General features: G+C 58.9%; 16 protein-coding genes. 9 read left to right on the forward strand and 7 right to left on the reverse strand.

Going from position 1 to position 22,591, the window contains the following annotated elements; translation table 11 throughout:
- The first annotated feature begins 314 nt into the window (after positions 1 to 314).
- From KO536_RS07140 to KO536_RS07150, 3 genes are read left to right on the forward strand one after another with little or no spacing between them, the layout of a single operon-like run.
- A complete protein-coding gene (locus tag KO536_RS07140) occupies positions 315 to 2,087 on the forward strand; it encodes an N-acetylglutaminylglutamine amidotransferase (protein WP_133077089.1) in 1,773 nt (590 codons plus the stop codon).
- 3 nt (positions 2,088 to 2,090) lie between these two features.
- The gene (gene ngg / locus KO536_RS07145) at positions 2,091 to 3,836 is read left to right on the forward strand and encodes an N-acetylglutaminylglutamine synthetase (RefSeq protein WP_219261552.1); all 1,746 of its coding nucleotides are present in this window, start codon (positions 2,091 to 2,093) and stop codon (positions 3,834 to 3,836) included.
- Between the two features lie 23 nt (positions 3,837 to 3,859).
- Complete coding sequence (locus tag KO536_RS07150; RefSeq protein ID WP_019828486.1) at positions 3,860 to 5,047, forward strand: osmoprotectant NAGGN system M42 family peptidase; 1,188 nt, start codon at positions 3,860 to 3,862, stop codon at positions 5,045 to 5,047.
- A 109-nt stretch (positions 5,048 to 5,156) separates the two neighbouring features.
- Here KO536_RS07150 and cysG read toward each other — a convergent pair whose 3' ends face one another.
- From cysG to ftsK, 6 genes are read right to left on the reverse strand one after another with little or no spacing between them, the layout of a single operon-like run.
- Complete coding sequence (gene cysG / locus KO536_RS07155; RefSeq protein ID WP_133078178.1) at positions 5,157 to 6,551, reverse strand: siroheme synthase CysG; 1,395 nt, start codon at positions 6,549 to 6,551, stop codon at positions 5,157 to 5,159.
- Positions 6,552 to 7,832: a serine--tRNA ligase gene (gene serS, locus KO536_RS07160; protein WP_133078177.1), complete on the reverse strand. Its 1,281-nt coding sequence runs from the start codon at positions 7,830 to 7,832 to the stop codon at positions 6,552 to 6,554. It abuts the gene before it with no gap.
- 15 nt (positions 7,833 to 7,847) lie between these two features.
- Positions 7,848 to 8,222 carry a fluoride efflux transporter CrcB gene (crcB, locus tag KO536_RS07165; protein WP_133078176.1) on the reverse strand — a complete coding sequence of 125 codons (375 nt, stop codon included), beginning with the start codon at positions 8,220 to 8,222 and terminating at the stop codon, positions 7,848 to 7,850.
- The gene (locus KO536_RS07170) at positions 8,219 to 9,544 is read right to left on the reverse strand and encodes a replication-associated recombination protein A (protein ID WP_133078175.1); all 1,326 of its coding nucleotides are present in this window, start codon (positions 9,542 to 9,544) and stop codon (positions 8,219 to 8,221) included. The genes crcB and KO536_RS07170 overlap by 4 nt, the downstream gene beginning before the upstream one ends.
- A gap of 28 nt (positions 9,545 to 9,572) precedes the next feature.
- Positions 9,573 to 10,193 carry an outer membrane lipoprotein chaperone LolA gene (gene lolA, locus KO536_RS07175; RefSeq protein WP_133078174.1) on the reverse strand — a complete coding sequence of 207 codons (621 nt, stop codon included), beginning with the start codon at positions 10,191 to 10,193 and terminating at the stop codon, positions 9,573 to 9,575.
- A 38-nt stretch (positions 10,194 to 10,231) separates the two neighbouring features.
- Positions 10,232 to 12,673: a DNA translocase FtsK gene (gene ftsK / locus KO536_RS07180; RefSeq protein ID WP_374105697.1), complete on the reverse strand. Its 2,442-nt coding sequence runs from the start codon at positions 12,671 to 12,673 to the stop codon at positions 10,232 to 10,234.
- A gap of 363 nt (positions 12,674 to 13,036) precedes the next feature.
- Here ftsK and aat point away from each other — a divergent pair, with 363 nt between their 5' ends.
- From aat to KO536_RS07210, 6 genes are all read left to right on the forward strand, one after another.
- The gene (gene aat, locus KO536_RS07185; RefSeq protein ID WP_219261553.1) at positions 13,037 to 13,717 is read left to right on the forward strand and encodes a leucyl/phenylalanyl-tRNA--protein transferase; all 681 of its coding nucleotides are present in this window, start codon (positions 13,037 to 13,039) and stop codon (positions 13,715 to 13,717) included.
- A 54-nt stretch (positions 13,718 to 13,771) separates the two neighbouring features.
- A complete protein-coding gene (locus tag KO536_RS07190) occupies positions 13,772 to 14,479 on the forward strand; it encodes an arginyltransferase (protein WP_133078171.1) in 708 nt (235 codons plus the stop codon).
- 98 nt (positions 14,480 to 14,577) lie between these two features.
- The gene (gene infA, locus KO536_RS07195; RefSeq protein WP_002553999.1) at positions 14,578 to 14,796 is read left to right on the forward strand and encodes a translation initiation factor IF-1; all 219 of its coding nucleotides are present in this window, start codon (positions 14,578 to 14,580) and stop codon (positions 14,794 to 14,796) included.
- A gap of 552 nt (positions 14,797 to 15,348) precedes the next feature.
- Positions 15,349 to 15,588 (forward strand): hypothetical protein, encoded by a 240-nt coding sequence (locus tag KO536_RS07200; RefSeq protein WP_046809210.1) that lies wholly within the window; start codon positions 15,349 to 15,351, stop codon positions 15,586 to 15,588.
- Positions 15,589 to 15,817: 229 nt separating this feature from the next.
- Positions 15,818 to 18,532, forward strand: a complete 2,715-nt coding sequence (gene mgtA, locus KO536_RS07205) for a magnesium-translocating P-type ATPase (protein ID WP_219261554.1) — start codon at positions 15,818 to 15,820, stop codon at positions 18,530 to 18,532.
- 95 nt (positions 18,533 to 18,627) lie between these two features.
- Entirely contained in the window at positions 18,628 to 20,256 is a 1,629-nt protein-coding gene (locus tag KO536_RS07210; RefSeq protein ID WP_133078169.1) for a Na/Pi cotransporter family protein, read from the forward strand.
- 53 nt (positions 20,257 to 20,309) lie between these two features.
- Here the strand turns inward: KO536_RS07210 and clpA are convergent, their stop codons facing one another.
- The gene (gene clpA / locus KO536_RS07215) at positions 20,310 to 22,580 is read right to left on the reverse strand and encodes an ATP-dependent Clp protease ATP-binding subunit ClpA (RefSeq protein WP_019828501.1); all 2,271 of its coding nucleotides are present in this window, start codon (positions 22,578 to 22,580) and stop codon (positions 20,310 to 20,312) included.
- Positions 22,581 to 22,591 lie beyond the last annotated feature (11 nt).

Below are 22,591 nucleotides of genomic sequence, written 5' to 3' on the forward strand. Positions count from 1 at the left end.
TGCCTTGTCGCCTATCCAGAGGTGCATAAAGCCCTGGTCAACCCCCTTGAAATACCCTGCCTTGCGCCCCGTGCAAACGTCTGCTTGATCAACCTCCTGTAAGTTTTATTGAACGATCCGGGCCTCAGTTACTCGATAAAACACGGTCGTTTACCGCGCCGCGGGTATCTTTTGCCCTGCGCCGCACGGGCTGGCGATGGCGCCTGACGCTTCATCGCCCCTTTAAAACCGGGCCCAAGCGCTACATGGCGTCTCGCAAAGACGCTGACTCAACCTGTAGCACCACATGCCGAAATACCAAGGATTTAAACACCATGTGCGGATTAGCTGGAGAGTTACGTTTTGATCAACACCCTGCCGACCTGGCAGCCATCGAACGCATTACCCACCACCTGGCCCCCCGTGGACCTGATGCCTGGGGTTTCCACAGCCAGGGGCCGATAGCCCTCGGCCACCGTCGTCTGAAAATCATGGATTTGTCGGACGGCTCCGCTCAACCGATGGTTGACAGCCAACTGGGCCTGTCACTGGCGTTCAACGGCGCAATCTATAACTTCCCCGAATTGAGAGCCGAGCTTGAACACCTCGGTTATGCCTTTTACTCCGACGGCGACACTGAAGTGCTGCTCAAGGGCTATCACGCCTGGGGTGAAGCGCTGCTGCCCAAACTCAATGGCATGTTTGCGTTTGCCATTTGGGAGCGCGACACCCAGCGCCTGTTTATCGCCCGCGACCGTTTGGGGGTTAAGCCTCTTTACCTGTCACGTACCGGGGAACGTTTGCGCTTTGCCTCCACCCTGCCCGCGCTGCTCAAGGGCGGCGATATCAATCCGATGCTCGACCCCGTGGCACTCAATCACTATTTGAATTTCCATGCCGTGGTGCCCGCGCCCCGCACGCTGATTGCCGGGATTGAAAAATTGCCCCCCGCCACCTGGCTGCGTATCGATGCCAACGGTCATACCGAGCAGAAAACCTGGTGGACCCTGCCCTACGGCCCCCATGCCGATGAACTCGACTTGACCCTCGAGGACTGGCGCGACCGTGTTCTGGACAGTACCCGCGAAGCTGTGGCTATTCGCCAACGTGCGGCAGTGGATGTCGGCGTGCTGCTCTCGGGCGGGGTTGACTCCAGCTTGCTGGTGGGTTTGTTGCGCGAAGTGGGCGTACAGGACTTGTCGACCTTTTCCATCGGCTTTGAGGACTCGGGCGGCGAGCGCGGCGATGAGTTCCAGTATTCGGACTTGATCGCCCGGCATTACGGCACCCGCCATCACCAACTGCGCATTGGTGAGCACGAAATCATTGAGCAACTGCCTGCGGCCTTTCGCGCCATGAGCGAACCGATGGTCAGCCACGACTGCATCGCGTTTTATCTGCTGTCGCGTGAGGTGGCCAAGCACTGCAAGGTGGTGCAGAGCGGCCAGGGCGCCGACGAACTGTTTGCCGGGTATCACTGGTATCCGCCCGTCGATGCCGCCGACGACCCTTATGCCGCTTACCGCGAAGCGTTTTTTGATCGCAGTTACGACGAGTACAAGGCCACGGTGCAGCCGCAATGGCTGACGGCCAATGATGCGGCCGGGGATTTTGTACGCGAGCACTTTGCCCAGCCAGGCGCCAGCGCGGGGGTGGACAAAGCCCTGCGACTGGACAGCACGGTGATGCTGGTGGATGACCCGGTCAAACGGGTCGACAACATGACCATGGCCTGGGGCCTTGAGGCCCGTACACCGTTTCTGGATTACCGTCTGGCCGAACTCTCGGCACGTATTCCGGCGCGGTTCAAATTGCCGGACGGCGGCAAGCAGGTACTCAAGGAAGCGGCGCGGCTGGTGATCCCAAGCGAAGTGATCGACCGCAAGAAAGGTTACTTCCCGGTGCCTGGTCTCAAGCACTTGCAGGGCGACACGCTGAACTGGGTCCGTGACCTGCTGCTGGACCCGAGCCAGGATCGAGGGCTGTTTCAGCCAGCGATGCTTGATCAACTGCTGACCCACCCACAAAGCCAGCTGACGCCTCTTAACGGTTCAAAGCTATGGCAACTGGCAGCCTTGAACCTGTGGCTGAGCGAACAAGGAATCTGATCGATGAAACCCCTCGCTACGGCTTACAGCCAGCGTCTGTTGCGTGGTCAAACACCGTCCTACGAACGCCTGCAAGCGCGCCTGGCCGAAGACGGCAGCCCACTCGACGCACAACCCGTGGCCGTGCATTGCGGCTGGGGGCGGTTGCTGATCGGGCATACTTTTCCCGACCCCGCCAGCCTCGCCAACGAGTTGCTCAACGAACAACCCGGTGAGCGCGATATCGCGCTGTATGTGGCGGCGCCGCAGCAAGTGCTGGCCCAGTCGCCACAACAGCTGTTTCTCGACCCTTCGGACACCTTGCGCCTGTGGTTTACCGATTACCGCCCGGCTACCCGCGTGTTTCGCGGCTTCCGGATCCGTCGGGCACAAAGCGAAGCGGACTGGAACTCGATCAACACGCTGTATCAGGCGCGCTCGATGCTGCCCATCGACCCGGCATTGCTCACCTCCCGAGATCAGGGCGGGCCGGTGTACTGGATGGCCGAGGATGAAGACAGCGGCGCGGTGATCGGCAGCGTCATGGGCCTGAACCATCACACCGCGTTCCACGACCCGGAGAACGGCAGCAGCCTCTGGTGCCTGGCAGTGGACCCCCACTGCTCGCGGCCCGGTGTAGGCGAAGTGCTGGTCCGGCATTTGATCGAACACTTCATGAGCCGCGGCTTGAGCTACCTCGACCTGTCGGTGCTGCACGACAACGCCCAAGCGAAAAGCCTCTACAGCAAACTGGGCTTTCGTACCCTGTCGACCTTTGCCATCAAGCGCAAAAATGGCATCAACCAACCGCTGTTTCTCGGCCCCGGGCCTGAAGTCGGGCTCAACCCCTATGCCCGAATCCTGGTCGAAGAAGCCTTTAAACGCGGCATTGATGTGCAAATTGACGACGCGCCCGCCGGACTTTTCACTCTGAGCCACGGCGGACGACGGATTCGTTGCCGCGAATCCCTGAGCGATCTGACCAGCGCCATCAGCATGAGTCTGTGCCAGGACAAATGCCTGACCCACACAGTGTTGCAACAGGCAGGACTGAATGTCCCAAGCCAGCAATTGGCCGGTAATGCCGACGACAACCTGGGCTTTCTTGAGCAACACACGCGGGTGGTGGTCAAACCTGTGGATGGCGAGCAAGGCAATGGCGTGGCGGTGGATCTGGACAGCCTCGAGCAGGTGCAACTGGCCATCGAAGCAGCGCGTGCATTCGATAGCCGGGTGCTGCTCGAAAGCTTCCACGAGGGGCTCGACCTGCGAATTGTGGTGATCGGCTTTGAGGTCGTGGCAGCCGCCATCCGCCGTCCTGCCCAGGTGACGGGTGATGGCCTGCACACGGTCCATCGACTGATCGAAGCACAAAGCCGACGCCGTCAGGCCGCCACTGCGGGTGAAAGCCGCATCCCGCTGGACGCAGAAACCCGGCGCACCGTACAAGCCGCTGGCTATGAGTACGACAGTATCTTGCCCGCAGGCCTGGTGCTCGCCGTGCGCCGTACGGCCAATCTGCACACGGGCGGTTGCCTCGAAGATGTGACCTCCGTGCTGCACCCGGCGCTGGCCGACGCGGCCATTCGCGCCGCCCGGGCGCTGGATATTCCCGTGGTCGGCCTGGACTTGATGGTGCCTGCCGCCGACCAGCCCGAGTACGTATTTATCGAAGCCAACGAACGGGCCGGGCTCGCCAACCATGAGCCACAGCCGACCGCCGAACGCTTTATCGATTTACTCTTCCCCCACTGTCAGCCTGCTCTCTAGCTGACCGGCCCTCAGGAGCTTTTATGAATCGCACCCTCCCTGAACCCGACCTCGACTACCTGCAACGGGTACTGCTGGAAATGCTCGCCATCCCCAGCCCCACCGGGTTTACCGACACCATCGTGCGCTATGTCGCCGAACGCCTCGATGAGCTGGGGATTCCCTTTGAGCTGACTCGACGCGGCACTTTGCGCGCGACCCTCAAGGGCCAGAAGAACAGTCCTGACCGTGCCGTTTCCGCGCATTTGGACACCATCGGCGCCAGCGTGCGGGCGATCAAGGACAACGGCCGTCTGGTCCTGGCGCCCGTGGGGTGCTGGTCCAGCCGTTTTGCTGAAGGCAGCCGGGTCAGCCTGTTCACTGACAATGGCGTGATCCGCGGCAGTGTCCTGCCATTAATGGCTTCAGGTCATGCCTTCAATACCGGGGTGGATGAGTTGCCGATCAGTTGGGACCACATCGAGTTGCGTCTGGATGCATATTGCGCGACCCGGGCCGACTGCGATTCCCTGGGGATCAATATCGGCGACTACGTGGCATTTGATCCGCTGCCGGAATTCACCGAAAGCGGCCATATCAGCGCGCGGCATCTGGACGACAAGGCCGGGGTGGCTGCACTGCTTGCCGCATTGAAGGCCATTGTGGACAGTGGCGAGCAACCGCTGATCGACTGTCATCCGCTGTTCACCATCACCGAAGAAACGGGCAGTGGCGCGGCCGCCGCATTGCCGTGGGATGTGAGCGAGTTTGTCGGGATTGACATTGCCCCGGTAGCGCCGGGCCAGCACTCCAGCGAGCACGCGGTAAGCGTGGCGATGCAGGATTCGGGCGGGCCGTATGACTATCACTTGTCGCGGCACCTGCTGCGCCTGGCCAGCGATAATGAACTGCCGGTACGCCGTGACATGTTCCGCTACTACTTCAGCGATGCCCATTCGGCCGTCACTGCCGGGCATGATATTCGGTGCGCCTTGCTGGCGTTTGGTTGCGATGCGACCCACGGGTATGAACGCACCCATATCGACAGCCTGGCGGCGTTGAGCCGATTGCTGGGGGCTTACATCCTGAGCCCGCCGGTTTTTGCCAGCGATGCGCAGCCGGCACAAGGCTCACTGGATCGCTTCAGTCATCAGATCGAACACGACGCGCAGATGGAAAGCGACACGCGAGTGCCGTCGGTGGAGAGTCTGGTGGGGGACAACCGGAACTGAGGCACAGCAGAAGCAATGATGGGAGCTGGCTTGCCTGCGATGCAATCAACTCGGTTTAACTGAAAAACCGCGCTGAAACCATCCCGAGCAAGCCCGCCCCACCATGCACCTAGACCTGCGACTGAGCGCCTTCAAACCACTTCAGTTTCTCACGCAGCAAAACCACTTCGCCCACGATCACCAGCGTCGGCGCATGAACTTCATGCTCCGCCACCAATGTTGGCAAGTCAGCCAGGGTGCCCGTAAATACCCGCTGGTTGGACGTAGTGCCCTGCTGAATCAACGCAGCCGGGGTGTCTGCCGAACGACCGTGCTTGATCAGCTCTTGGCAGATGGTCGGCAAACCCACCAGGCCCATGTAGAACACCAGGGTCTGTGCCGGAGAAACCAGATCACTCCAGGGCAAATTGCTGGTGCCGTCCTTCAGGTGGCCCGTCACGAAACGCACGGATTGCGCGTAATCACGATGGGTCAGCGGAATACCGGCATAGGCTGCACAACCGCTGGCAGCGGTGATGCCCGGCACGACCTGGAACGGTATCCCGTGAGCGGCCAGCTCTTCGATTTCTTCACCGCCACGACCAAAGATAAACGGATCGCCACCCTTGAGCCGCACCACGCGCTTGCCTTGCTTGGCCAGGTCCACCAATTGCTGGTTGATCTGGTCTTGCGGCACCGCATGCTCGGCGCGACGCTTGCCGACATAAACGCGTTCGGCATCGCGACGGCACAACTCAAGAATTGCAGGGGCCACCAGGCGGTCGTAAAGGACCACATCAGCCTGTTGCATCAGTCGCAGCGCGCGGAATGTCAGCAGGTCCGGATCACCCGGCCCGGCACCCACCAGATAAACCTCACCGGTGGTTACGGTCGCCTGACCATTGATTTTGGCCAGCAGCAAACGCTCGGCCTCAGCGCCCTGCCCGGCCAGTTGGCGGTCGGCAATCGGGCCCTGGAAAACGTCTTCCCAAAAACCACGGCGCTGCTGTACATCCGGAAACAAGCCTTTGACCTGGGTGCGAAAACGAGCAGCAAGGCCCGCCAACTGACCGTAGGTCGAAGGAATCCAGGTTTCGATCTTGGCGCGAATCAAGCGCGCCAGCACCGGCGCATCACCGCCACTGGAAATGGCGATCACCAGCGGCGAGCGGTCGACAATTGCGGGGAAGATCACGCTGCACAAGGCAGGAGCATCCACCACATTGACGGGCACGCAGCGACGGTGGGCGTCAGCGGAGACCTGGGCGTTGAGTGGCTCATCGTCCGTTGCAGCAATGATCAGGACACACCCTTCAAGGTCAGCCTCAACATAGCCGCGCAGCACCTGTTCGCCACCGCTGCTGTTTATCAACTCGCACAACTGGGGCTCTATGGCGGGTGCAACCACCCGCAGCACGGCACCGGCATCGGCCAGCAGCCGGGATTTGCGCAAGGCAATCTCCCCACCGCCGACCACCAGTACACGGCTGCCACGCAGGTTATGAAACAGCGGCAGAAACTCCATTTAGCCGATGACCTCAATGCCGCCCATGTAAGGCTTGAGTACTTCAGGTACACGGATCGAGCCGTCTGCCTGCTGGTAGTTTTCCAGTACGGCTACCAGCGTACGGCCTACAGCCAGACCGGAACCGTTGAGGGTGTGAACCAGTTCAGGCTTGTTGGTTTCCGGGTTGCGGAAACGTGCTTGCATGCGACGGGCCTGGAAATCACCGCAGTTGGAGCACGACGAAATTTCGCGGTACTTGTCCTGGCTCGGGATCCACACTTCCAGATCGTAGGTTTTGACAGCGCTGAAGCCCATGTCGCCGGTGCACAACGCCAGGGTGCGGTATGGCAGTTCAAGCAATTGCAGGACTTTCTCTGCGTTGCCTACCAGACCTTCCAGTGCATCCATCGAGGTGGAAGGCTCAACGATCTGGACCATTTCAACCTTGTCGAACTGGTGCTGACGGATCATGCCGCGGGTATCACGGCCTGACGCACCGGCTTCACTGCGGAAGCACGGCGTGTGAGCCACCAACTTGATCGGCAGGGCTTTGTGCTCAACGATTTCGCCGGCAACGATGTTGGTCAGCGTCACTTCAGCCGTCGGGATGAGGTAGAAATCAGCTTCGCCTTCACGGCTGATCTTGAACAGATCTTCTTCGAACTTCGGCAACTGGCCAGTGCCTTGCAATGCAGGGGCCTGAACCAGATAAGGCGTGTACGCCTCTTCGTAGCCATGCTCACCGGTGTGCAGGTTGATCATGAACTGGGCCAGCGCGCGATGCAGGCGGGCAATCGGGCCGCGCAGCAGGGCAAAACGGGCACCGGACAGTTTGGCGGCGGTTTCGAAGTCCAGCCAGCCATGCTGCTCGCCCAGGGCCACGTGGTCCTTGATCGCGAAATCGAAGGCAGTCGGGGTGCCCCAGCGACGGATCTCGACGTTGTCGTCTTCGTCAGCACCTACCGGCACGGAAGCATCCGGCAGGTTGGGCAGGCCCAGCAGGATGGCGTCCAGTTCGGCCTGGATGGCGTCCAGCTCAACCTTGCCATTGGCCAGATCGCTGCCCATGGTTTCAACACTGGCCATCAGTGGCGCGATGTCTTCGCCGCGAGCCTTGGCCTGGCCAATGCTTTTGGAGATGGCATTGCGCTCGGCCTGCAGCTTCTCGGTCAGGGTCTGGACTTCCTTGCGCTTGGCTTCCAGCGCGTCGATGCGCGCCACGTCCAGCTTGAAGCCACGGGATGCCAGGCGATCCGCTACGTCCTGCAGGTTGCTACGTAACAGTTTGGAATCAAGCATGTCGGTTTCTCGTTATCAAAGTTTGGTCAGGGACAGGCCAGCCCACGTCGCGAGCAGCCCGCCGAATACGCTGAGGGCCGCGTAGCCCAGTGCCAGTGGCACCTGCCCGCTTTCAAGCAGGCGCACCGTATCCAGTGAAAAGGATGAAAAAGTGGTCAAGCCACCCAGGAAACCGACCATCAGCCCGGCGCGGACTTCAATCGGTACTTCCGGGCGTATCAGAAAAAGTCCGTACAGGACGCCAATCAGCAGACAGCCCACGATATTAACGGCCAACGTCGCGGTATAAAAGTGCCGCGGCCAATTGGCGTTGATCCAGTTTCCTGTGGCAAAGCGCAACAGGGTGCCCGCAATGCCACCCACCGAGACTGCAACCACCAATGGAATCACGGTCTTCTCCGCTGTTTGGGACTGGCTCGATCGAGTGCGGCGAGGTGTTTAAGCTTTTCGCCGATTTTAAGCTCAAGGCCTCGAGGGACAGGCTGATACAGATTCAACGGCTCCAGCTCATCGGGGTAATAGTCCTCGCCAGCGGCATAAGCGTCCGGTTCGTCATGGGCATAACGGTATTCGTCGCCATACCCCAACTGCTTCATCAGTTTGGTCGGCGCGTTGCGCAAATGCAGCGGGACTTCGAGCGAACCATACTCGGCGGCGCTGCGCAGTGCCGCCTTGAACCCCATATACACCGCGTTGCTTTTGGGCGCGCAGGCCAGATAGGTAATGGCCTGGGCCACCGCCAACTCACCCTCCGGGCTGCCAAGACGTTCTTGTACGTCCCAGGCCGACAGGCACAGGCTCAAGGCCCGTGGATCGGCGTTACCAATGTCTTCGCTGGCCATGCGCACAACGCGCCGGGCGATATACAGCGGGTCGCATCCGCCGTCGATCATTCGCGCAAACCAATACAGGGCACCATCCGGATTGGAACCACGCACCGACTTGTGCAACGCCGAAATCTGGTCGTAAAAAGCTTCGCCACCCTTGTCGAAACGACGCTGGGTATCGCCCAGCAGGTTATGCAACAGATCGGTGCCGATTTCGCTGTGGTCTTCAGCCAGGTCCGAGGCGTTTTCCAGCAGGTTGAGCAAGCGCCGGCCATCACCGTCAGCCGCCCGCAGCAATATCTGGAAACCTTCATCGCTGAGGGTCAGGTCACGCTTGCCCAGGCCCTTGTCTTCCGTCAGCGCGCGTTGCACCAGCTTGTGCAGGGCCGCTTCGTCGAGGCTTTTGAGCACATAGACCCGCGCCCGCGAAAGCAATGCGTTGTTCAGTTCAAAGGATGGGTTTTCGGTGGTGGCACCGATAAAGATCAGGGTACCGTCTTCAACGTAGGGCAAGAAGGCATCTTGCTGTGACTTGTTGAAGCGATGCACTTCGTCGACAAACAGGATGGTGCGCCGGCCATACTGGCCCGCCTGCTGCTTGGCGATTTCGACGGCCTGGCGGATCTCCTTGACCCCGGCCAGCACCGCCGAAACAGTTTCAAAATGCGCATCCGACACTTCTGCCAGCAGTCGCGCCAGGGTGGTTTTACCCACCCCCGGCGGCCCCCAGAAAATCATCGAATGCAGCGCGCCCTGCTCCAGCGCTTCACGCAAGGGCTTGCCGCGAGCGAGCAGGTGTTCCTGACCGACGTACTCGTCCAGATTGGCCGCACGTAAACGGGCAGCCAGAGGCTGGGCAATCGGGGCACTTCGAAACAGATCCATGGGCAGCGCTTGAAACCTCTTCCAGGGCTTATTCCTGGATGACATCAGCCCCTTTCGGGATATCGAACTTGAATTTGGATGCAGGAATCGGCTCGTTGACCTTGACCCCGGTGAACAGGATGTTGGTGCGCTGACCCACGCTGTCGATCAACTGCATGTCGTTGATTTTGCCGCCGCGAAAGGACAGGCGCAGGGAGTCGAACAGGGTGTCCTTGGTCTTGGGCTTGAGGGTGAAGTCCATGACATCACCGGCCTGTTTGGAGGTAATGTCAAAGCTGTCGCTGATTTTCGACACATCACCCGACAGCAACAAGGCTGGGGTCTGGGTCAGGCGCTGATCGAGTTTCTTGATCGTGACCTGCTCCAGATCCGGGTCCCAGAGCGAGACTTTCTGGCCATCGGAGACCATCAGTTGTTCTTGCGGTGCGTCGGTGTGCCAGTAGAACAAACCCGGACGCTTTACCGACATTTCGCCGGCAGTTTCCTGCAACTGGGTGCCGCTACCGTCAAGGGTCAGCTGAGAAAAACGGGCGGTGATGGTGTCGGAGCCCAACAGTTGGCCAAGACGTTTCACACTCTCGGCGTCGGCATGGGCCGACAGCGAAGAAAAAGCCAGTACCGGTAGCAACAGCATGCTGACAAAACGCATGGAGATCCTCATTGATTAGTTAGATGCCGTGGGGCAGATCAATCGCGCATCGGGGCTGGCGCCAGTACTTCGCGCGAGCCATTAGTGTTCATCGAGGTCACGACCCCGGCCATTTCCATGGACTCAATCATTCGCGCAGCGCGGTTGTAACCGATCTTCAACTTGCGTTGTACCGCAGAAATAGAGGCACGACGGCTTTCGAGTACAAACTGTACGGCCTCGTCATAGAGCGCATCGGTTTCAGCGTCATCGCTGCCTTCGCTGCCACCATCAAAACCGCTGCCAGGCTCTTCGACGCCCGCAAGGATGTCTTCGTTGTAGTCCGGGGAGCCTCGCAGCTTCCAGGCTTCGACCACACGATGTACTTCGTCGTCGGAAACAAACGCGCCGTGCACCCGAATCGGCAGGCTGGTGCCGGGCGGCATATACAGCATGTCGCCGTGACCCAGCAGTTGCTCGGCGCCACCCTGGTCGATGATGGTGCGCGAGTCGATCTTGCTCGATACCTGGAACGCCATACGGGTCGGGATGTTGGCCTTGATCAGGCCGGTGATCACGTCCACCGACGGGCGCTGGGTAGCGAGGATCAAGTGGATACCCGCCGCCCGTGCTTTCTGGGCAATACGGGCGATCAGCTCTTCAACCTTCTTGCCGACGATCATCATCATGTCGGCAAATTCGTCGACCACCACCACGATGGTTGGCAACTTCACCAACAGCGGGGCTTCGTCGTGAATGCTTTCACGCTTGTACAGCGGGTCAACCAGGGGCTCGCCAGCGTCCTGGGCGTCCTTGACCTTCTGGTTGAAGCCGGCGAGGTTACGCACGCCCATCTTGGCCATCAGCTTGTAACGGCGTTCCATCTCGGCAACGCTCCAGCGCAGGGCGTTGGCGGCATCCTTCATGTCCGTCACTACCGGGCACAGCAGATGCGGGATGCCTTCGTAGATCGACAATTCAAGCATCTTCGGGTCGATCATGATCAATTTGGCGTCTTCAGGGCCAGACTTGAACAGAATCGACAGGATCATGGCGTTAACGCCTACAGACTTACCGGAACCGGTTGTACCGGCCACCAGCAAGTGCGGCATTTTCGCCAGATCGGTGATCACCGGACGCCCGCCGATATCATGGCCCAGGGCCAGGGCCACTGGAGACTTGGCATTGTCGTATTCAGGGGTCGACAGCACTTCGGAGAAGCGCACGATCTGACGATCCTCGTTGGGAATCTCGATACCGACCGTGGTCTTGCCCGGAATAACCTCAACCACCCGCACGCTGGTCACAGCCAGGGAACGCGCCAGGTCTTTGGCCAGGTTTGAAATACGGCTGACCTTTACCCCGGCAGCAGGCTGGATTTCGTAGCGGGTAATGACCGGGCCGGGGTGAATGGAGTCCACCGTGACCTCAACCCCGAATTCCTTGAGCTTGATTTCAAGCAAATGGCCAACGGCCGCCAGGGATTCAGGGGAATAATTGAGCTGCTTCTTTTCAGCAGGGTCAAGAATCGAGATCGGCGGCAACGTGCCTTCAACCGCGCTGTCCACAAACAGCGGCGCCTGCTTCTCTTTCTGTACACGCTTGCTCGGTTCAGGTGCCTTGGGCGGTGCCGGCGCGATAACTGCCGGTACGTGCTTTTCACGCTCGGACATGTGCTTGGTCAGCGCCTGCTCACGTTCAATCAGACGCTCTTTGGCCTTGGCCTGCTCCCGCTTGTCGGAAACGCTTGGGGCAACCACTTCATTGACCCGGCTGTCGACTTCGCGCAGTTGGGCAACAAGCTGTTTACGCTCGTTGCGCTCGGACCACCAGCGATTGGCCGCACCCTGGATGAGTTCAAACAGGTCAAGGGTGATCTTGCCCGTCACATCCATGACCTTGAACCATGAAAGGTCCGTAAAGACCGTCAGGCCAAACAGGAACAACGCAATCAGCAACAGGGTACTGCCCTGGATATTCAGCGCATTCTTGGCCAGATCACCCAGGCTTTCGCCCAGCGCACCGCCCGCGCCTGCAGGCAGGGCCACGGCAGAGTGAAAATGAATATGGGCAAGGGCTGCGCCCGAGATCACCAGGAACACCAGACCAACCAGGCGCCACGAGAACAGCCACCCGCTCCACTGCCAGGGCTGATGCCGCTCGCGGAAGATCTGGTACGCCTTGACCGCCAGCAGCAACGGAAAGATGTAGGCAAAATAGCCAAGCACCATAAACAGGATGTCTGCACTGTAGGAGCCGGCTGGCCCACCAAAGTTCTGTACATCCACGACACGGCTGTTATGGCTCCAGCCGGGATCGTCCTTGCCGTAGGTCAACAGGGCCATGATCAGGAACAGGCACAGGGCGCCGATAGCGATCAATGCACCTTCCTTGAGTCGGTAGTGCAATTGCTGACGCCAGAGAGGAACTGCTTTGGGTGCTGCTGTGGATTTCTTCAAAACGGGTCTTTTCCTGCGCCTGTGGCGCGCCCAACTATTAATTGACTAATGTGACTGCAAAATACTGTTCGTATCGAACAGGCGACACGCTCAAACGTGAAATGAAACCAGCCTTGTATTATTTTGCCAGCAGTAACCTGCTGCAAGGTGGGTGTAGCTTAGATCAGCTCAAACAGGCCAGCCATTGTACGGGTTTGAGCCGTTGATGCCATGCTGGCTCAAGCTGCGGTCCGATTCGTCCCGGAACTGGCCGGGAAGCGCCAATTTGAGCATGTATTACCTTTTGTGACAAAGACTTATACCACCGTCAAAACAGAGCTCGCATTTCATTGGCAGATCGACTGAGACCGCACTTGCGCGACAGAGTTGCAGCCGCCCTTCCCTTCTTCTGTAAGACTGATTGCCATGCTGACCTGGTTAAAACGCGACACCCTGACATTTCCACCATTGGCAAAAGCCATGCGCGAACCCAATGGCCTTCTGGCCGCAGGTGGCGACCTGTCGGCAGACCGACTGATCCAGGCCTACCGTCACGGCTGCTTTCCGTGGTTCAGCGAAGGCCAGCCGATCCTCTGGTGGTCACCTGACCCGCGCACAGTGCTGTTTCCTGAAGAGCTGCACGTGTCCCGCAGCCTGGGCAAGCTGTTGCGCCAGCAGCGCTACCAAGTCAGCTTTGACCGTGACTTTGCCGCCGTGATTCAAGCCTGTGCAGCACCGCGCGACTATGCGGACGGCACGTGGATTACCGACAACATGCAAAACGCCTACATCGAACTTCACGCTCGCGGCCATGCGCATTCGGTTGAGGTCTGGGATGACGGCGAACTGGTGGGCGGGCTGTACGGCCTGGCAATGGGCCAGTTGTTTTTTGGCGAATCCATGTTCAGCCGTGCCGACAACGCGTCAAAGTTCGGTTTTGCAATACTGGTCAAACACCTCAAGGCCTGGGGCTTTGTGCTGATTGACTGCCAGATGCCGACTGATCACCTGCAGAGCCTGGGCGCACGTTCGATCCCGCGTCAGCAATTCGCCGATTATTTGCACCAGCACCTGGATCAACCCACAACTGCACAGTGGGTTTTATAGGCGACTTTTACACACTGGCTTACACTTAATTTAAAGATTTCCCGAGGGCCCATCATGACCGAGCTGGCGCGTCTGAAGTTTTATGCCACTCAACCTCACGCTTGCAGCTACTTGCCTGACGAACAGGCCACCACGCTGTTCCTCGACCCCAGTCAGCCGATGGATGTGCAGGTTTATGCCGATTTGTCCGAAATGGGTTTTCGGCGCAGTGGCGACCATCTGTATCGCCCCCATTGCCTGAAGTGCGATGCCTGCACCCCTGCGCGCATTCCTGTCGCCCGGTTCAAGCCCAATCGTCAGCAAAAACGCATTTTCAAGCGCAACGCCGATTTACAGGTTCGGCCGGTAAAGCCTGGTTTCAGCGAAGAGAACTTTGACCTTTACCAGCGCTATATCGAGCAACGGCATGCCGACGGCGACATGTACCCACCCAGCCGCGATCAATTTTCAACCTTCCTGGTACGCGACCTCCCGTTCTCGAAGTTCTACGAGTTCCGCCTGGACGGACGCTTGCTGGCTGTTGCCGTCACAGACGTGCTCCCCAACGGCCTGTCTGCCGTGTACACCTTCTACGACCCTGACGAAGAGCGGCGCAGCCTGGGGCGTTACGGCATTCTCTGGCAAATTGCAGAAGCGCAGCGCCTGGGGCTGGATGCGCTGTACCTGGGGTACTGGATCAAGAACTGCAAAAAGATGAATTACAAGACCGAATACAGGCCCATTGAGCTGCTGATTAATCAGAGATGGAGCTCTCTTGATTGAACCCTTGGCTTAAACCCCATTTTTCGGGCACAATGCACGCCGCTTTTGCCTGGCGCAGTTGCACCGGGCCATTCATTGGACACCGAGGGCTTTACTGCATGTCGAAAGAAGACAGCTTCGAAATGGAAGGCACTGTCGTCGACACCCTGCCCAACACCATGTTTCGTGTGGAGTTGGAAAATGGGCACGTCGTAACCGCGCATATTTCCGGCAAGATGCGCAAGAACTACATTCGTATTCTTACCGGTGACAAAGTGCGCGTCGAGCTGACGCCCTATGACTTGAGCAAAGGGCGCATCACTTACCGCGCTCGCTAATCAAGTCAATACAAAACGCCCGGCTCTGCCGGGCGTTTTTGTTTGTCTGCGATTTGAGTCTGTACCCAGGACCTGTGGGAGCGGGCTTGCCCGCGATGCAAGCGGCGCGATATTCCAGCTTAACCGCACCCGCTCCCACAAGGTGTGTGTGGCCAGGCGAATATCCCGCACCAACAATAAGTGCTGCGCACTTCAAACTTCTATACCTGTAACTTCCCTGTCATATTAATGACCTGCCCGGCAAACCACTCCAATAACTTTCAAACTTCCTGAACCGTTGCTGTACCAGCCACACTTATCGGGTTTTAAAGTTGACGCACCACCACCCACTGAGTAGATTGCACAGGTCGGTCATTCAGGCCGCCTATAAACTTCACAAAAGAAGCCAATGGACACAGTATCTAGTCGCTGTCCGGTCACCGTTAATACGGAGATCCGGACGCCCAACCCAGACATTGACGGGACTCGCCTGCACGGCGGGGTCAACTGCGCTAGAGCCTGACGCTCCAACGTAACGACCTCACCGGCAGCAGTCCGGTCACGAGGTGTGTTATGACCTTTAAAACCCATGTTCTACCCGGCGTTCGCGCCTTTGCCTCCAGCATGCGCGTGAAACTGTCCCGCGAGCCCACCTATGCTCGCTCGGCAAAATCCCCCTTCTCCATCCCCGTAACCGGCGTAAAACCTGCGCACCGCCAAGTGCAATGGCGCGTCAGTCCGGCCACCGGCCAACTGGAACAGCGCTGGAGCATGGCCGACTCTCAGGACCCGCAGAGTCGCTTTTTGCGCTAAGTACCCCCCCCATTAAAACACGTATTAATGAACTGGAGTTCCTTATGGAAGAAGCCAGTAGTTACCCGCTGCGCGAATATTAATTACCTCGCCGCAGCGGGAATATAAAGCGCACTTAACACTTCAACCAAACCGATTGCGAAGTTTGCGACTCGGCATATATTGGCTCGCCTCTTAAAAGGCAAATCAACATATGCCCGGTCAAGAGTTGGCGACAGGAGTACTCATCATGAGCGCCGTAAAAAACACTGAAGTTCGGGACAAGAACAACGCCAGCGACAATAACAAACTGTCCATGCGTGCCGCTCGGGAAGCCCAGAACGGTCTCTCGGCCACTCTGGCCAATGTACGCGCCACCACCGCAGGCCTGACCGAGCAGGACGCCGCCGAACGTCTGCAAAGCGATGGCTACAACGAGGTGGCTCACGACAAGCCACCTCACGCCCTGGTGCAATTTCTGCTGGCCCTGCACAACCCCTTCATCTATGTACTGCTGACCCTGGGCGTTATCAGCTTTGTCACCGACTACTGGCTGCCGGAGCGCGATGGCGAAGAAGGCGACCTGACCAAAGTCATCATCATTGGCTTGATGGTCGGCCTCAGCAGCCTGCTGCGTTTCTGGCAGGAACACCGCTCTGCCAAGAGCGCCGAAGCCCTCAAAGCCATGGTCCGCTCCACCGCCACTGTCGTTCGGCGGGACACAGCGAGCGGCAAAACCTCTGTCCATGAGGTGCCGATGCGCGAATTGGTCGCCGGGGATATCGTGCAGCTGTCAGCGGGCGACATGATCCCGGCGGACATCCGCCTGATCGAGTCCCGGGACCTGTTTATCAGCCAGGCCGTACTCACCGGCGAAGCCTTGCCCGTGGAGAAATACGACACCCTGGGGGATGTGACACAAAAGTCCGCCTCCAGCACCGCGGCCGACCAGAGCAATCTGCTGGACTTGCCCAACATTTGCTTCATGGGCACCAACGTGGTCAGCGGCACCGCCCGGGCCGTAGTGGTGGCCACCGGTCCGCGCACCTACTTCGGTTCGCTGGCCAAAGCAATCGTAGGTTCTCGCACCCAAACCGCGTTCGACCGCGGGGTCAACAGCGTCAGCTGGCTGCTGATCCGCTTCATGCTGGTCATGGTGCCCATCGTGTTTTTTCTCAATGGGTTCTCAAAGGGCGATTGGGGCGATGCCTTCCTGTTTGCCCTGGCAGTGGCGGTTGGCCTGACTCCGGAAATGCTGCCAATGATTGTCAGCGCCAACCTGGCCAAAGGTGCGACCGCCATGGCCAAGCGCAAAGTGGTGGTCAAGCGCCTGAATGCAATCCAGAACCTGGGCTCGATGGACGTGCTGTGCACCGACAAGACCGGCACCCTGACCCAGGACCACATCATCCTTGAGCATCACGTTGATCCAAGCGGCCAACGCGATGAGTCGGTACTGGCTCTGGCCTGGCTCAACAGCCATCACCAAAGCGGCATTCGCAACCTGATGGATCAGGCCGTGGTGCAGTTTTCACGGCAGGATCCCAAGTTCAATGCGCCGCTCAACTACAGCAAAGTCGATGAGCTGCCTTTTGACTTCGTGCGTCGGCGCCTGTCGATCATCGTCAAGGACACCCGAGGCGACCACCTGCTGGTGTGCAAGGGCGCCGTCGAAGAAATGCTCGGCATCGCCACCCATGTCATGGAAGGCGACACCCGCGCAGCACTGGATGCCACACGCCGCGAGCAATTGCTGGCACTGGCCACCGAGTACAATGAGGATGGCTTCCGCGTACTGCTGATAGCCACCCGCGAAATCCCCGAGGCCCAGGCGCAAAAGCAATACAACACTGCTGACGAACGAGATCTGGTGATCCGCGGCTTGCTGACCTTTCTCGATCCACCAAAAGAGACGGCGGGCCCGGCAATTGCCGCCCTGCAAGATATCGGTGTAGCGGTCAAGGTACTGACCGGCGACAACGCGGTTGTCACCAGCAAGATCTGCCGTCAGGTGGGCCTGGAACCCGGCACACCGCTGCTGGGCCCGCAGATAGAGACGATGGACGACGCCGCACTCCAACTGGAGGTCGAACAGCGAACGGTGTTCGCCAAGCTCACCCCACTGCAAAAGTCCCGAGTGCTCAAAGCCCTGCAAGCCAACGGCCACACCGTGGGCTTCCTTGGCGACGGCATCAATGACGCCCCAGCCCTGCGCGACGCCGATGTTGGCATCTCGGTGGACAGCGGCACGGACATCGCCAAAGAGTCGGCTGACATCATCCTCCTGGAAAAGAGCCTGATGGTACTCGAAGAAGGCGTGCTCAAAGGACGTGAGACCTTCGGCAATATCATGAAGTACCTGAACATGACTGCCAGCTCCAACTTCGGCAACGTGTTCTCGGTTCTGGTGGCCAGCGCCTTCATCCCTTTTCTGCCGATGCTGTCGATCCACCTGCTGCTGCAAAACCTGATGTACGACATCTCCCAACTGGCCTTGCCGTGGGACAAGATGGACAAGGAGTACCTGCAAAAACCACGCAAGTGGGACGCCAGGAACATCGGGCGCTTCATGATCTGGATCGGGCCAACTTCGTCGATCTTCGACATCACCACGTTCGCCCTGATGTGGTACGTGTTCTCGGCCAACAGCGTGGAAATGCAGACCCTGTTCCAGTCCGGCTGGTTTATCGAGGGGTTGCTGTCGCAAACCCTGGTGGTCCACATGCTGCGTACCCGCAAGATCCCGTTCTTCCAGAGCACTGCCGCATGGCCTGTCACCATGATGACCATCATTGTGATAGTGCTCGGGATCTACGTGCCGTTCTCGCCATTGGGCACCATGGTCGGCCTGGAGCCGCTGCCGCTGTCGTACTTCCCTTGGCTGGTGGCCACCCTGCTCAGCTATTGCTGCGTCGCGCAACTGATGAAAACCATCTACATCCGTCGTTTCAAGCAGTGGTACTGACTTGAACCGCCATGGGCTGGCGCAACACTGCGCCAGCCCGTGCCTTCGTATTACGACCTCGTAAAACATGACTATTTGTACTGTGGAGATTCCTCATGTCGGGAACCACTCTGTTACTCAACCTCGCGGGCGCCATCGCACTTTTGCTATGGGGCACCCACATGATTTCTACAGCCCTGCTGCGCGGTTTCGGCACCCAACTGCGCAACTGGATGGGGCGCAACCTGAATAACCGCTGGATGGCGCTGATTTCCGGAATGGGTATCACCGGCGTACTGCAAAGCAGTACGGCAGTCAGCCTGATGGCAACCTCGTTTACCGCCGCAGGCACCTTGAGCCTGGCGCCAGCCCTGGCAGTGATGCTGGGGGCCAACATCGGCTCAACCCTGGTGGTGCAGCTGCTGAGCTTCGATACCTCGCTGGCGATGCCTGTCATTTTGCTGGTGGGCTTTATCATCTTTCGCCTGCGCGATGATTCGCGCCATGAAAGCGTTGGCTGCGCATTGATTGGTCTGGGCCTGATGCTGCTGGCCCTGGGCTTGCTCAGCGCCAGTCTGGGCCACATGGAAGAAACCTCGGTGTTTCGCGCCGTGATGCAAAGCCTGGAAGGTGATGTGATCATTGCAGTGCTCGCCGCCGTGCTGCTGACCTGGATCTGCCACTCCAGTGTCGCGGTCGTGCTGCTTATCGCTTCGCTGGCGGGCGCAGGCATGATGACTCCGGTCACCGCCATCGCCCTGATGCTCGGCGCCAATATCGGCGGCGCCTTGCCGTCAGTGATGAGCGCCAGTTCGCCAGTCGCGCGACGCCTGCCGGTGGGCAACCTGCTGATCCGCCTGCTGGGCACCCTGGCCCTGCTGCCATGCCTGCCGCTGATAGCCACCTGGCTGGCTGGCACCGATATCGATCTCGCGCACTGGGTTGTTTACCTGCATACCGCGTTCAGCCTGGTGCTGGCAGTGGTGTTTATCGGCCTGACCGAACCTTGCGCTCGCCTGCTTACCCGCCTGTTTCCACAACAAGAACCGCCAGCAGACCCGGGCATGCCGCAGTATCTGGACGAAGCCGGGCTGGAAGTGGCCAATATCGGACTGTCCAACAGTGTGCGTGAAGCCTTGCGTCTGGCGGACATGACATCCCTGATGCTTAACCAGGTCTTGCAGCTGTTCGAGAAACCCGATCAGCGCACGATGGACAACGTGCGCCAGCTGGATCACTCCATCGATCTGCTAAGTGCGGCGATCCGCGCTTATCTTGCCGACATCGGCCAGGATGGCCTGAGCGATGCCGATGCCGACCGCGCCCAGGAAGTCCTGATGTTCGTGATCAATCTGGAACATGCCGGTGACATCCTCAACAACCTGGCGCAGTTGGCTATTCGCAGGACTCGCCGGGGTGAACGCTTCTCTTCGTTCGAGCTGATTCACATCCAGGCCATGCACCTGGCCCTGCTGGACAGCCTGAACCTGGCCATTACCGCTTTTTTGCGCGAAGACGTAGCCGCTGCAGATGCACTGATCAGCCACAAGGAGACCATGCGCAAGCTGGAAGCAAGAGCCAGCCGCGAACACTTTCGCAAGCTGCAGAATGACAAGACGGCATGGGCAGAATCCGGAGACATCTTCCAGCGCGTGCTGCGCGACTACCGTCGCGTTCATCACCATATTGCCGCCCTGGGCTACCCGGTACTGGAGCGCAACACCGCGCTGAGCCCGACCACCTGATTGCAGACAGCAAAAAGGCGCCCGAAGGCGCCTTTTTTTACTGCGATGTCACATCAAGCCATTTCAACTGAGGTTTCATACTCGAAGGTCAACTCGCCATTCTCCAGGTCGATGTGTACTACACCGCCATGGTCGGCCAGCTCCCCAAAGAGAATCTCCTCGGCCAACGGACGCTTGATCTTGTCCTGGATCAAACGCGCCATTGGGCGTGCACCCATCAGAGCATCATAGCCACCCGCCGCCAACCAGCCGCGAGCCGCATCCGACACTTCAAGCTGCACATGCTTGTCTTCCAGCTGGGCTTGCAGTTCGGTAAGGAACTTGTCCACCACGTGCTTGATAACCTCGTGGCTGAGGCGACCAAACTGGATGATGGTGTCCAGGCGGTTACGGAACTCGGGGGTGAAGCTCTTCTTGATCGCTTCCATCGCATCGGAAGCATGATCCTGATGAGTAAACCCGATCGAAGCCCGAGAAGCCGTTTCAGCCCCCGCGTTGGTGGTCATGATGACGATCACATTGCGAAAGTCAGCCTTGCGCCCGTTGTTATCGGTCAGCGTGCCGTGATCCATGACCTGCAACAGCAGGTTAAAGACTTCAGGGTGGGCCTTCTCGATTTCGTCGAGCAGCAACACGCAGTGAGGCTGCTTGGTGATGGCTTCAGTCAGTAAACCGCCCTGATCGAAACCGACATAGCCCGGAGGCGCACCAATCAGACGCGATACGGTGTGACGCTCCATGTACTCGGACATGTCGAAACGGATCAGCTCGATCCCCAACGCCTTGGCCAACTGGCGCGCGGCCTCGGTTTTACCGACACCGGTCGGCCCTGCGAACAGGAACGAACCCACAGGCTTGTCTGGCGACTTGAGCCCGGCACGGGACAACTTGATCGCCGTGGACAACGAATCGATTGCCGCATCCTGGCCGAATACGGTCAGACGCAGGTCGCGCTCTAGGTTGCGCAACAGTTCCTTGTCAGAGACAGAGACATGTTTTGGCGGAATACGGGCGATTTTCGCCACGATATCTTCCACCTGCGCCACTTCAATGCGCTTGACCCGGCTCTCGACCGGCTGCAGGCGCTGGTAGGCGCCAGCCTCGTCGATCACATCGATGGCCTTGTCCGGCATATGACGGTCATTGATATAGCGCGAAGCCAGCTCAGCCGCTGCACGCAGGGCCTCATCGCTGTATTCGATACCGTGATGCTGCTCGAAACGACCTTTAAGCCCGCGCAGAATGCCAATGGTGTCTTCAACCGAAGGTTCGGACACATCGACTTTCTGGAAACGTCGCGCCAAGGCACGGTCTTTCTCGAAAATTCCGCGAAATTCCTGGAACGTAGTGGAGCCGATGCAACGAATGTCGCCCGAAGACAACAAGGGCTTGAGCAGGTTGGAGGCATCCATCACCCCGCCAGAAGCCGCGCCAGCACCGATAATGGTGTGAATTTCGTCGATAAACAGAATCGCTTGTGGACGCTTTTTCAGCTCGCCGAGCAACGCCTTGAAGCGCTTCTCGAAATCACCGCGGTATTTGGTACCCGCCAGCAACGCGCCCAGATCAAGGGAGTAGACGATGCTGTTAGCCAGCAGGTCAGGCACTTGATTGTCGACGATGCGCTTGGCCAGACCTTCGGCAATCGCGGTTTTACCCACACCTGCCTCACCGACCAGCAACGGGTTGTTTTTGCGACGACGGGCCAGGATCTGAGCAACGCGCTCAACTTCCATTTCGCGCCCAACCAGCGGATCGATGCGACCCTGGCGGGCCAGCTCGTTCAGATTGCTGGCGTAGGCATCCAGAGGATTGCTTGAAGACGACGACTCGCCACCCTCTTCATCCTGCATCTCATGATCGCTGTCAGTGTGGTCGCCATGCCCCGGCACCTTGGAAATGCCGTGGGCAATAAAGTTGACCACATCAATGCGCGCCACGCTCTGCTGCTTGAGCAGAAACACAGCCTGGCTTTCCTGCTCGCTGAAGATGGCAACCAGTACATTGGCGCCCGTTACTTCACGCTTGCCGGAACTCTGCACGTGGAATACGGCACGCTGCAAGACACGCTGAAAACCAAGGGTTGGCTGCGTTTCGCGGTCTTCGTCGTGGACAGGGATAAGGGGTGTCGTGGAGTCAATAAACTCTTGCAGGTCATGCTTGAGTTTGTCGAGGTTTGCGCCACAGGCGCGTAGAACGGTTGCGGCCGCCTCATTATCCAAAAGCGCTAAAAGGAGATGCTCAACCGTCATGAACTCATGACGTTTGGAGCGGGCTTCCTTGAAGGCAAGATTGAGGGTGACTTCGAGCTCGCGATTTAACATGGCTTCACCTC

Origin of the sequence: Pseudomonas sp. NKUCC02_KPG (assembly GCF_019345465.1) — a bacterium.
Taxonomy (GTDB): domain Bacteria; phylum Pseudomonadota; class Gammaproteobacteria; order Pseudomonadales; family Pseudomonadaceae; genus Aquipseudomonas.